The 12,547-nt window shown below is 48.4% G+C and carries 13 protein-coding genes; 4 read left to right on the plus strand and 9 right to left on the minus strand.

The features are described from left to right. Positions 1 to 11 precede the first annotated feature (11 nt). The 8 genes from FVF72_RS07170 to FVF72_RS07205 form a co-directional block, all read right to left on the minus strand. A complete protein-coding gene (locus tag FVF72_RS07170) occupies positions 12 to 875 on the minus strand; it encodes a UbiA family prenyltransferase (protein ID WP_147671688.1) in 864 nt (287 codons plus the stop codon). A gap of 348 nt (positions 876 to 1,223) precedes the next feature. Continuing rightward, on the minus strand, positions 1,224 to 1,832 hold the full coding sequence (locus tag FVF72_RS07175; RefSeq protein WP_147671689.1) for an orotate phosphoribosyltransferase-like protein: 609 nt from the start codon (positions 1,830 to 1,832) through the stop codon (positions 1,224 to 1,226). 10 nt (positions 1,833 to 1,842) lie between these two features. Next, positions 1,843 to 2,799 carry a Gfo/Idh/MocA family protein gene (locus FVF72_RS07180; protein WP_147671690.1) on the minus strand — a complete coding sequence of 319 codons (957 nt, stop codon included), beginning with the start codon at positions 2,797 to 2,799 and terminating at the stop codon, positions 1,843 to 1,845. Beyond that, the gene (gene hemC / locus FVF72_RS07185) at positions 2,796 to 3,665 is read right to left on the minus strand and encodes a hydroxymethylbilane synthase (protein ID WP_147671691.1); all 870 of its coding nucleotides are present in this window, start codon (positions 3,663 to 3,665) and stop codon (positions 2,796 to 2,798) included. Before hemC ends, FVF72_RS07180 begins: the two co-directional genes overlap by 4 nt. 120 nt (positions 3,666 to 3,785) lie before the next feature. Next, positions 3,786 to 5,108, minus strand: a complete 1,323-nt coding sequence (cfbE, locus tag FVF72_RS07190) for a coenzyme F430 synthase (RefSeq protein WP_147671692.1) — start codon at positions 5,106 to 5,108, stop codon at positions 3,786 to 3,788. A gap of 186 nt (positions 5,109 to 5,294) precedes the next feature. Further along, the gene (locus FVF72_RS07195) at positions 5,295 to 6,146 is read right to left on the minus strand and encodes an NAD(+) kinase (protein ID WP_147671693.1); all 852 of its coding nucleotides are present in this window, start codon (positions 6,144 to 6,146) and stop codon (positions 5,295 to 5,297) included. After that, a complete protein-coding gene (locus FVF72_RS07200; RefSeq protein WP_147671694.1) occupies positions 6,143 to 6,988 on the minus strand; it encodes a bifunctional fructose-bisphosphatase/inositol-phosphate phosphatase in 846 nt (281 codons plus the stop codon). Before FVF72_RS07200 ends, FVF72_RS07195 begins: the two co-directional genes overlap by 4 nt. An 18-nt stretch (positions 6,989 to 7,006) precedes the next feature. Then, positions 7,007 to 7,450 carry a pyruvoyl-dependent arginine decarboxylase gene (locus FVF72_RS07205; RefSeq protein WP_147671695.1) on the minus strand — a complete coding sequence of 148 codons (444 nt, stop codon included), beginning with the start codon at positions 7,448 to 7,450 and terminating at the stop codon, positions 7,007 to 7,009. A 130-nt stretch (positions 7,451 to 7,580) separates the two neighbouring features. On the opposite strand from FVF72_RS07205, the gene eif5A reads away from it, so the two are divergent. The 4 genes from eif5A to ade all read left to right on the plus strand — a co-directional run bounded on the left by eif5A (position 7,581) and on the right by ade (position 11,836). Beyond that, complete coding sequence (eif5A, locus tag FVF72_RS07210; protein WP_147671696.1) at positions 7,581 to 7,973, plus strand: translation initiation factor IF-5A; 393 nt, start codon at positions 7,581 to 7,583, stop codon at positions 7,971 to 7,973. Positions 7,974 to 8,023: 50 nt separating this feature from the next. Continuing rightward, entirely contained in the window at positions 8,024 to 8,887 is an 864-nt protein-coding gene (speB, locus tag FVF72_RS07215) for an agmatinase (protein ID WP_147671697.1), read from the plus strand. Between the two features lie 102 nt (positions 8,888 to 8,989). Next, entirely contained in the window at positions 8,990 to 10,225 is a 1,236-nt protein-coding gene (locus tag FVF72_RS07220; RefSeq protein WP_147671698.1) for a TIGR00300 family protein, read from the plus strand. Next, complete coding sequence (gene ade / locus FVF72_RS07225; RefSeq protein WP_147671699.1) at positions 10,226 to 11,836, plus strand: adenine deaminase; 1,611 nt, start codon at positions 10,226 to 10,228, stop codon at positions 11,834 to 11,836. 38 nt (positions 11,837 to 11,874) lie between these two features. Here the strand turns inward: ade and FVF72_RS07230 are convergent, their stop codons facing one another. Continuing rightward, a complete protein-coding gene (locus FVF72_RS07230; protein ID WP_147671700.1) occupies positions 11,875 to 12,546 on the minus strand; it encodes a DUF447 domain-containing protein in 672 nt (223 codons plus the stop codon). Between the last annotated feature and the right edge of the window lies 1 nt (position 12,547).

Consider the following 12,547-nt stretch of genomic DNA (forward strand, 5'->3'; position numbering starts at 1 on the left):
GAAACGGCACCTTAGGATCCCAGAATAAGTATCAAGTGAAGGGGACCCTCAAGGTCCGCAATGAGTGTGGCTCTTTTTATATCCATCTCCCCCTTCAGATGTAGGTAAATTCCGGTGTAGATGGTAAGGATCACCGCAGCAACACCTGTACCAGGTACAAGTCCAAGGATTATAGCAGCAGACAGAAAAACCGCGCCAGAGGCGTTTATAAATTGCAGGATAACTGAACTCCCATCTGCACCGTAAACTGCAGGAAGTGTTTTGAGTCCCTTCAGCCTGTCTGATTCAACATCCTTATAGTCACTGAAGGCGGTGTTCACGTATACCTTCAGAAAAATGAATGTGAACACCACGAGGTGCGATGCTGTGAGGGTACAGGGATCTACCGGTAGAACGGTCCATGAACTCCATATGATGGCCAAGTAGATGTTTTTAAAGCCAGTAATTCTTCTTGTGAGGTTCTTGAAGAATCCTGTGTAGAGGATCCCTGCTGTCAGAAGAACCACGGTAAGAGCTGTTATGAAGGGGTCCCTGCATATGCCAAGCAGCACGATAATTGTGACTGCACATGATGCAATAATCGATTTACCCCACCGTTCGCTGAAAAGGGACCTCCGGGGGTCTGTGAGGGAATCCACTCTGGAGTCTGCAAGGTAGTCGTAGGCGTACACAGTTAGGGGGAGTATGAAGGATATCGCTACGTTTATGGGGCTGCACTGTTTTTCAAGAAGTGCGGACGATGCCAGAAGGAGTGATGGCCCCCAGAGCCCGGGGAGAATTCCACCATAAATGAACAGGTCTTTCAGGGCTGAAAAAAATTCCCTTAAAATTTTGACGTTTTTCAGAAAACCGATTTCATATACATGACCTGACATAGTATTAACTATGTTTAAATGAAATCTTATCGATATCTGACGATTTTATCTGAAAAAATAATTCAAAATTAGATGGGATTGTGGTAATCTTTTAATCAATCATCTGATCTGCAGCCCAGTATTAGGCAGAACACTGAATGCATTTAAAAAATGGAGTTCAGTATACAGGTGCTGGAGAGCACATTTAATTGAATGGGATGATATTAAGGTTTAAAACCATTTAAAAGGTTAAATAGGGTATAAAAACCATAAAAGGATTTAGAGTGAAATTTCAGGTTTTTAGAGAATGAAAAAAGTCTTTAGGGATGTGCTCATGGGTAAGGTGGGGATAATGAATTGGGATGGTTATCATCCAAGTCTGCTGACCCTTATGAGTGACTCGACCGGTACACCATCAACCTCAGAGATCCCCTTCTTATCTATGAGGACGGTGACCGCCAGGGGTTTGGCTCCATGCTCCCTGAGGACCCTTACAACCTCACCTATGGTCCTCCCGCTGGTTATCACATCATCAACAACCACAACCCTCTTGCCCTTCACCTTTGCAAAGTTGCTGCTTATGGCACCCTCTGCCCCCTCATCCTTCCTGTGTTTCACGGGGTGGAAGACGGCAAGGGATGTTTCAAGACCTGTCTCAGCTCCCATAACATCGGCCATGAGGGTGGCGAATGGTATGCCGCTTATGGCTATACCGAGCACAACATCTGCAACACCGTACTTGAGTGCCATGTCTGCCATTGCAGCCGAAACATACCTCATACGGGATGAACTGCCGCCGAGGCTTTCCCAGTTGATGGCAAAATCCACAGGGACTTCCTTTGGGGAAACTGAACTGGCGGTCTGAAGCGTCAGCCACCTGGCAGTATCCTTTGATACGTTCAGTTCATCTGCAATTTCCCCTGTTGTAAAACCCCTTTTCCTCAGTTCCCTAGCCTTCTTTATAAGCTCATTTTCCATTACAAGCACCTCAAATATCACCGTTAAGTTTCACGGGCCTGTGTTCCCTCGCAGATTTCATGGCTGCAAGTACAGTTCTAAGGGCGTATATGCCATCCTCACCGGTTATCTCAGGCTCCTCATCGTTGATAACCGATGAGAGGAATGATTTGATTTCATTCCTGAGGGGTTCCTCATGTTTGATCTGGATGTCCTGGGCGAACTTTCCGTACACATCCAGCTTCTGATCGATATAGTCAACGTTTATTATACCATCTGTTCCTGTGATGGCGAGCTTCCTCCTCTTGTAGGGGGTGAGCCAGTTAACCTCAAGCATCCCTGTGATTCCGCTTCTGAACTTTGTCATTATCTCTGCATGGTCCTCATATTCACACTTCTCTAGTATGCTCCCCATGACCGCGTACACCTCTGCCACGGGTTCACTGAAGAGGTAGTGCATGACATCAAGGTCATGTATCGCAAGGTCAATTGTAACACCAACGTCCTTTATCCTTGGAGGGAATGGGCCTACCCTCTTTGCAGATGCGGAAACCACGTCCCCTATCACATCATTTTCAATTAACTCCTTCGCCTTCTGAACAGCAGGGTTGAACCTTTCAACATGTCCTGTCCCCAGCTTCAGACCCTTCCTGCGGGCTGTTTTCACCATCTCCTTGGCCTCTTCAAGTGTGAATGCAATGGGTTTTTCCACAAGAACGTTTTTATCGTGTTCAAGGGTATCCATGACCACACGGTAATGGTGGGTGGTTGGCACGCAGACACTGACTACCTCTATCTCTGGTATCTCAAGGAGGTTCTCGTAGTCCACATACCCTACAGCATCGTACTTGTTGGCAACCTTCTGGAGTGTTCCCTTCATTATGTCGGATACGGCCATAAGATTCGCATTTTTAAGTCTGTAGTAAACCCTGGCATGGTTGTAACCCATGGCTCCAACGCCGATTACACCCACATTTATCTTTCTCAAATATAATCCTCCATTTCTTTGGCAGCTTTTTTACCGATTTCCTCTGCTTTATCAACAGATCCTTTAACATTAACTCTTTTGAGTATCTCACCATCTCTTGTTAGAAGAACAGCATAGAGATTGATCTCTCCATCAGAGGCCCTTGCTATAACGCCAAGTGGGCACTGGCACCCAGCACCCAGTTCCCGGAGGAGAGCCTTCTCGGCTGCGACCTCCTGCTGGGAGGGGTAGTGGGTTATCCTCTCAATTGATTCCCTCAGTTCACTGTCTCTTCTTGTTATAACAGCCAGGGCCCCCTGCCCAGCGGCGGGCGTGAAGTATTCCAGAGTGAATCTTTTTTTAATGCAATTTTCGAGTCCTAGACGCTTTAAACCCGCCTCGGCCATTATGGTTGCATGGACTTCCCCTTCCATCACCTTTCTTATCCTAGTATCTATATTTCCTCTTAGGGGCTCCATCTTAAAATTTTTTTGGTGATGATTGCAGAATGCCTCCCTCCGGAGACTGCTTGTTCCAAGTTTAGCACCGGGGGGAAGTTCATCCCAGTCAAAACGGGATACAAGGACCTCATTGGGGGATTCCCGTGGGGGTACCGCTGCAATCACAAGTTCAGGATCAAGGTCACTGGGGACGTCCTTGAGGCTATGGACAGCAAAGTCAACCTCCTCCTCAAGGACTGCTATGTCAAGTTCCCTTGTGAAGAGACCCCTTGAGTCCATACTGTAAAGCTGGGAATCCTTTATCCTGTCACCCTTTGTCTTTATGATTCTCCTTTCGATCCTCTCACCGCAGATTTTGCTGAGCATATCAATGACGTGGTCTGTCTGTACCAGTGCCAGGCGACTCCCCCTTGTTCCAGCTATCAATGAATCATCTCCAGTAAACGTTAATCACTTGAAAAATTTATGGCATCCTATTTATAAGTTTTTAAAAAGTCACGATTATTAAAAAAACCCAATTTCTGATTACATACACTGCGTTACTCATCATCTTCTTGAGAGGTCACGGTACTCTGACCTGTAAATCAGGATCACGGTTTCATGTTCAAGGGCAGCCTTCAGTGCATCATCAGGGGACTTAAAGTAGGGGCTGTTTTTATGGGTTTTTCTCATTATACTGTACCCCAGTTCATCGGTGAACATGATGTTGAGGTCACTGAATTCTCTAAGAATTTCAGAGAGTCTGTCCTCATCTATATCCTCACAGGTAACACCGTATCTTCCACCTATGATTACTGCAGGATCAGGGAGGTCCTCGGCCATTTTCAGTGTGTACTCGACGGCCTTCACATTCAGACCAGGGTTCACCTCCTCTATTATGCAGGCACCATCCACTTTTCTGATTGATGTGCGGCCAGGTATTCCCTGGAAGCCCTTAACCCCCTGCTGGATGTCACTCACATCAAGGTTAAGTGTGAGAGCGGCGCTGACTGCGGCAAGGACGTTTGATAGATGGTGCCCTGCAGGTGCAAATGTTTCAATTCCAAACTCTGTATTGATCCGGTCACCATCAATGGTTTTAAGGTCCTCCACGATGACACTGGCCACCGTGGAATCAAGGCCGTACCTGATATCGGTGGCATGGACACTGGCACCGGTGTCAACCGAGAATGTGTTTGTTTTATCCTCAAAATTCCGGTAGTACTTGTTGAATGCCTGAAGGTCGCAGCAGACCATTCTGCTTTTGAATATCTGCCTCTTGGCGGAACTGGCCCTTGATGTGCCCCTTCTTATGGTGTAGTCCTCGGCTATATTTGTCAGCACACCCACATCTGCAAGCCCCGTGCCACCAAGGGAGACCTCAAAGATGGCTGAACCATAATCACGGGGACCAGCGAGTTTCACGGTCTCAATCATACTGGCAGGGGTTATACTTATATCCCTCCTCAGGAGTTCAGAACCCGCATAGGACCCCAGGCTGCTCAGGATGAGAGGATTCAGGTTCTCCATGATCTTTCTGAGTATCCATACCGTGCTGGTCTTACCCTTTACGCCTGTAACCTCAACCACAGGTATCCCACGTGCTTCTTTCCAGGGGCCCAGCAGAAGACCTGTTATCTCATGATGGGTTATATCTGCTTTAACCGGGCAGTGGACCGGTGCTATTATGGTTGAATCGGCTATGGGACCATCGACCTCATCGATGCCCATTTCAAGGAGCATTTCATGGTCAGAGCCCTTCAGTGTCCCGTATATGTCCCATGCAAGGACATGGTCCGATATTTTTTTCAGTTCACGGGCAATGGTAACTCCACCATGTGTGAGGTCAACAACAAGTGGTTTTGAGATGGTTTTGAGGTCTTTGGTCATCCGTATAACCTTTTTTAACCTTTTTTGGGTTTTGAGATGGTTTTGAGGTCTTTGGTCATCCGTATAACCTTTTTTAACCTTTTTTGGGTTTTGAGATGGTTTTGAGGTCTTTGGTCATCTGTATAACATTAGTCCAGTTAAATGGCTTTGGTTAACCATTGCGACTACAAGAGCTTAAAATCAGCTTTAACTCTTTATTGAGTCTATACCCCCCTCTATGAGCTTCTCACGCACCTTCCTGTAGAAGTCCTTACTGAGCCTTACAAAGTGGGCGCAGTGATCCGATTTTTTAAATACAACCTCCTCCATGTGGTTGATCTCCTCCTCATACTGCCCATCAATCACTGCGATGGCCTTTTTGCCCTTCCTCAAGAGCTTGACCCTGATGACACTTTTATTGGAGACAACCAGTGGTCTGGCGCTAAGCTTGAAGGGGCAGATGGGGACTATAAGGAAGGCCTCCACACGGGGATCAACTATTGGACCCCCAGCGGACATGGAATAGGCTGTTGAACCGCTGGGTGTTGCTATGATTATACCGTCCGCCCTGAGCTCCTCAACCACCTCGTCGTCAACAGATATCTCTATGTGGAGCATCTTGGCGGGCTTCCTTGTCATCATAACAACCTCATTGAGGGCTGATGGAAGTTCACCGTTATGGTATACGCTGAGGAGGGTTCTCCTCTCAACGGCATAGTTGCCAATAAGAACATCCTCCAGGGCCGAGAAGACATTTTCAGGGTCAACCTCCGTGAGGAAACCGACCGTGCCCATGTTTATTCCAAGGATCGGTATCTCCTTACCCTCTATGAGACTCTGGGTGCGGAGTATTGTCCCGTCCCCCCCAATGGTCAGTATCATGTCGACATCCATGTCCCTGATGTCCTTTCCGTATTCACGGAGTTCAGGTAGCTCCTCTGTGATCTTGAGGTCAACGCTCAGCTCAACGCCCCTGTTCAGAAGGAATGAGGCCACCTTACCTGCAAGTTCAACGGCTTCAGGCACATCAAAGCGGGCTATTATACCTATACGCATCAGATGACCTCCAGGGTCTGCATTATCTTTTTGTGGAGTTCCATGTTCCCTGCAGCGATAAGTGAGGTCCTTGCCTTGACGTTTAGCAGACCGTCTATTGATTCGCCCCTCTCATTTGTCACCACACCACCGGCCTCCTCCACGATGAGCTTGGATGCGGCTATGTCGACTATTCGCAGATTCTCCCGCAGGTCCATGAAGGCGTCATATGATCCGCTTGCAACGTATGCGAGTTCAAGGGCCACTGAGCCCAGAATGCGCATCCGGCGGATCACCCTGCAGATGCTATCAACCCTCCGGAATCTCGTACCGTAGATGAATGCACCGAGGGATGTCCTATCCAGGGAGTTCTGGCTTGATGCGCAGATTTTTTTATCATTCAGGAAGGCGCCCTGACCCCTTATTGCCCAGTAAAGGTCTCCAGTTGCAAAGTTCTTCACGAAACCCATGACGACATTGTTGAGGGAGGGGAGGTCGCCTCCAGGGATATATTCTGCAACAGCCACAGAGATCCCGTAGAAGGGTATGTTCCTTATTGCATTGCTTGTACCATCGAGGGGGTCCACAACGAAGATTATTCTGGGTTCATCCGGGGGTTCCTGGTTTATGTGGAGAATACCGATCTCCTCACTTATTATGGTGACTGGTCGATCGGTGTTCTCAAGCACACCTATGGCCTCATCCTCCGCCACGAGGTCTATGAGTTTTGTGGGTGTTCCATCAGCCCCCATTTTGATTATCTCCCCGGCATCTGGAGTTCCTACAAGGGGAGCAACAGCCTTTTCAACCTGCTCGGCCATTTTAACTGCGATGCTCTTCCAGTAGTAGATGTCTGATTCTTCCATTCAACCCCCTTCTTGAGTTCAATCAAGGTAGATGAGCGCTGATACAGCAGCCCCGCACTCTTCAACAACATGGTTTGTTTCTTCTACTATTAATTCATTTATTTCAAGTCCCCTCACAGACATCATGTATCTGACCATTGAGATGGCCTCTTCCCTCACATCCTCAGGGTTTCTGTTAACCGCAGAGTTCTCAACGACACATCCGAACTCATCTGAAGTTGCAGCTGCTATGGCGGCGGATATGAGGTCACCGGGGGTATCTGATATTTTGTATGAGAGCACACAGTTCACCATGGACCCGGGTTCAAGGGGTGGAAGTTCAACTATTTTCGTGCCATGGGGGAGTATGCTTGAAACCTTTATGAGGTTCACGTCACCTATTCCAGCTTCAAGGAGTGCGTTGTCAAAGGCATTGAGCCTGGTGGGCCCTTCAGAGCTACCTGATGTTATAGCAACCTTCATCTCAATCACTTCTTATCAGATTCAATTTAATCACAAGGGGTACTGTTTCTATAAAGCTTTTATATATGTGCACCAGATTAATAGATATACATCTGTCTCATATCACTCATTCTAACAGGAGGTAAAATTAATGTCAAAGAAAGTGGTTGAAGTTAAGACACTTAAGGTTGGAAAGTACGTGATCATTGATGGTGAGGCATCAAAGATTACAAACATCTCAACATCATCTCCGGGCAAGCATGGATCAGCAAAGGCCCGTGTTGAGGCTGTTGGGATCTTTGACAACCAGAAGAGGAGCTTTGTTAAACCTGTTGACTCAAAGGTTGACATACCCATAATCGACAAGAGGACAGCCCAGGTTCTTGCAATAATGGGCGGAGACGTCCAGCTGATGGACCTTGAAACCTATGAAACCTTTGAAACACCCATACCTGATGAACTGAGCGACCAGCTGGTTGAGGGTGTTGAGGTGGAATACATAGAGGCCCTCGGTCAGAGGAAACTCATGAGGACCAAGGGATAATCCCACAAACTCCTTTTTTACAATCTGATAAAATCAGGTTTTTGATCTGAATGCTTTTACATACAGAAGACCCTCTGAAATTTGCTTTTTCAACAACGGACCCTGAGAGGATACCGGAACTTTCATTTGGAATACTGGGGGTCCCCTTTGATTCCACAACCACCTATGTTCCAGGGACACGCTTCGGCCCCCTGGCAGTTAGGGAGGCATCCTACAGCTTTGAATCATATAACCTCAGGTTTTCAGGAGAGCCGGGCGTTAAATGCTTCGACTTCGGTGACGTGGATGTGGTGCCGGGTAATTTCCAGAGAACCGCAGAGTTCATAGGTGACTCCATAGGTGGGGTGCTGGATCTGGGCCTCAAACCCATCACCCTGGGCGGTGAGCACACGGTGACACTCCCTGTGGTTGAGGAACTCATATCCCGGGATGGTGCCCCAGTGGTTATCCACCTCGATGCACATATGGATATGGCGGATCGCTATGCAGGCGAGAGGTACTCCCATGCAACCGTCATGAGGCGCGTTCATGAAATCGGGGCGGAGGTAATACAGATTGGTGTTCGCTCGGCATCAGCCGATGAGGCTGCATTTGTAAGGGAGAACGGTATAAGATGCATAATGGCCCATGAGGTAATGCGAAACCCTGAGGAGACGCTTGATGCCCTCAAGGGTATCAGGGACCCTGTATATATCTCAGTCGACATGGATGTACTTGACCCGGCATATGCACCATCCGTTGGTAACCCCACACCCTGCGGTCTCACGCCATGGGTTCTCGAGGATATCGCTGAGGTTCTCTCCAGGAAGGATGTGGTTGGTTTTGATGTGGTGGAAGTTGCATCCACCGGCTTTGGGGATCAGACATCTGTGAATGCGGCCAAGATAATCTATGACCTTCTGACACTTTTATAATTCTTTAAAGCATCTAAAAGCCCGGATTCCCTTCCTGATCCCAGCAGATTTTATATACTTTGTTGGCCAACCATTTAATTATCAATCCCGGTGGTGTAAATCATGAATACTCGAGAGGTGGAACTCAGGGGTCACATAATTGACAGTCTCATACTCCCCAGGGCCCTTGATATAATAATGGATATGGGCGGGGATTTCCAGATACTTGAAATCGAAATAGGAAAGAGAAAATCTGATCCAAGCCATGCAAGGATACTTGTGGAGGCGGAGACACCATCACTCCTCAACCAAATCCTGGATGAACTCAGTGAGATAGGGGCGTCCATAGCAGAGATAAGGGAGGTTGAGCTGAAAAGAGCCCCGATGGACAGGGTTCTCCCTGATGACTTCTACTCCACAACCAACCATCAGACCTTCATTTACCACGGAGGCGAATGGCTGGAGGTTGAGGGGATAGAGATGGACTGCATGATAGTCGTTGACCCTGAGGCAAAAACTGCCCGGTGCAAACCCATCAGGGACATAAGGGAGGGGGACCTGGTTGTTGTTGGAAGGGAAGGAATAAAGGTGGTACCACCCGAGAGGCCCAGGGGTAAGCAGGGGGTATTTGAATTCATGGGCAGTGATGTTTCAAGTGAGAAACCCCTTGTGACCACCATAAAGAAGATAGCCTCTGAGATAACCGATATTAAAAGGAGGGGGGGTAAGATAGGCCTTGTCGGTGGCCCGGCAATTGTGCACACAGGTTCTGCACCTGTGATTGCAGAGATGATACGGCGTGGTTTTATAGATGTGCTCTTTGCAGGTAACGCCCTTGCTACACATGATATAGAGTCAGCCCTGTACGGCACTTCACTCGGGGTTAACCTTGAGAGGGGTGAGGCCGTAAGCAGGGGTCACAGACACCATATCAATGCAATAAACGAGATAAACCGCGCCGGTTCAATAAGGGATGCAGTGGAGAAGGGGGTCCTCAGGTCAGGGATAATGTATGAGTGCATAAAGAATGACGTGCCATTTGTCCTTGCAGGTTCAATAAGGGATGATGGGCCGCTTCCTGACGTCATAACCGATGTCATGGAGGCCCAGAATGAGATGAGGAAGTACGTTCAGGACCTCGACATGGTCATAATGATAGCCACCATGCTCCACTCAATAGCCACTGGAAATATACTCCCATCACGTGTAAAGACAATATGCGTTGATATAAACCCGGCAACCGTAACGAAGCTCTCTGACAGGGGCAGTTCACAGGCTGTGAGCGTGGTTACAGATGTGGGTGCGTTCATCCCCATACTCCTCCATGAACTCAAAAAGATGAACAACCTGGGGGATTAGATGATAAGGGGTAACATCCTCAACGTCTTCACAGGGGATATATACCCTGCAGAGGTTGAATTTTCAGGTGGCATGATAACATGTGTCCGGAGGGTGGAGGGGAACTTCACCGATATAATCCTCCCGGGATTTGTGGATGCCCATGTCCACATCGAAAGCTCAATGCTCACCCCATCATCCTTTGCAGCCGCTGCAATCCCCCATGGCACCACCGCTGTTGTTTCTGATCCACACGAGATAGCCAATGTTATGGGTGTTGAGGGTGTTGAGTTCATGCTGGAGGATGCTTCGCACACACCCCTGAAATTTTACTTCACGGCACCATCCTGCGTACCTGCAACACCCTTTGAGACATCAGGTGCAGAGCTCTCAGCCAGGGAGATAGAGGACCTCCTTTCAAGGGACTCTGTGGTGGCACTGGGCGAAATGATGAACTTCCCCGGTGTGATATCAGCGGATGAGAAAGTAATGGAGAAGATAGATGCTGCAGGGAAACACAATAAGCCGGTGGACGGCCACGCCCCCCTACTATCAGGTAATGAACTGTGTGCATACATAGGGGCCGGTATATCCACAGAACATGAATGTGTGAGTCCCGAAGAGGCCCTTGAGAAAAGGGAACTTGGAATGAAGATAATGGCGCGGGAGGGCTCCAGCGCAAGGAACCTCAGGGACCTTGTAGCCGTCGACTGTGACTTCCTGGTATCAGATGATATCCACCCAGCAGACCTCCTGGGGGGTCACATGGACAGGATACTCCGAAGGGCTGTTGAATACGGTGTTGACCCTGTTAAAGCTGTGCAGATGGCTACCGTGAACCCTGCAGATCACTACAACCTCAATACAGGGGCCATAGCACCTGGAAGGGCAGCCGACATGGTGGTTGTTGATAACCTAAGGGACTTCAATGTTAAGAGGGTCTACATTGATGGAAGGGTCGTTGCAGAGAATGGAAGATACCTGGAAGCCCCTAAAACCAGTCACAGGAAGATGAACCGCCTTGAAATCGTTGATTTCACTGCAGAGGATCTTGAGGTGAAATCAGATGATGAGGTCACTGTCAGGGTAATTGATGTATTCGATGGCCAGATAGTGACAGGGGAGTTGCAGAAGAGACTTGGGGTAAATGATGGTTTCGTAGCCCCGGACCCATCCCTGGACGTACTTAAGGTATCGGTTATAGATCGTTATGGTAAGGGGAACATCTCCAATGGATTCGTTCATGGCTTCGGACTTAAGGAAGGGGCCATTGCCTCAACTGTGGCCCATGACTCACACAACGTCATAACAGTGGGCACAGATTCAGAACTCATGAAGAGGGCGGTCGATATCCTCAAAAAAACAGGTGGGGGGCTTGTGGCTGTTTCAGATGATGACCAAAGGACCCTTGAACTCCCGGTTGCAGGTTTAATGTCAGATGGAAATGCAGTGGAGGTCGCATCCAGAATGGAGGACCTCAACGATTTTGTGTGCGAACTTGGCTGCACTCTGAGTGCCCCATTCATGACGATGTCCTTCCTCTCGCTTCTGGTTATCCCTGAACTGAAAATAGGTGATAGGGGTCTCTTCAGTGTGGATGACTTCCGGTTCGTAGATGTTATTGTTGGGTGATGGTTGGTCTTTTTGTTCTGGATGTATTCAGTGGGTGATCACTTAAACCCCTTTGATTCAAGGGCCCTTATTATCCTTTTCATGGCTTCCCGTTCACGGGGTCCCCCAACCTTCCTTGCAACCCTGTTCATTTCACGGATCCTGTTCATAAGGTCCTGGGGGTCCATGAAGCCTGCCCGGGTGTAATTTATGAGTGACTCTATAACAGCATATATTCCCCTGTTAAGGACGATCCTGAAATCTTCACCCCTGAAAATCTCAGGGGTCCTTGCATTTACGATGTGGATCTCTGTTTCACCGTACCGGTCGGTCCTCACCACCTTCTTAACAGAATCAACCTCTGCGGTGAAGAATGCATCGGCGCCCTTGAGGTGAAGGTATTCCCTGTGGGATGAGAACATCTCATCGCCAAGCTCACCCAGGGTGGCCTCGGTGAAGATGAGGGGATCCAGGGTCACGTTCACCGTGAATTTTCTGTTTCTGAGTATATTCTCAAGTGTGCGGGTTCCAGGATACAGGTAGAGGGTCACACTCCGCTCACCGGTGCAGAGGACTCCGATGGGGGCGGCATTCCCCCTCATTGATTCATCCCACGTTACAACTATGGTCTCATATAGCTGTCCAGGGACCATATCAAGGGCCCTCACACTGGACTCATGGGTGTACCCTGTGCCCTCAGATGTCCCATCATCTTCAGGTTTTCTCTTCAAA

The organism is Methanothermobacter sp. KEPCO-1, from assembly GCF_008033705.1.
Lineage (GTDB): Archaea > Methanobacteriota > Methanobacteria > Methanobacteriales > Methanothermobacteraceae > Methanothermobacter > Methanothermobacter marburgensis.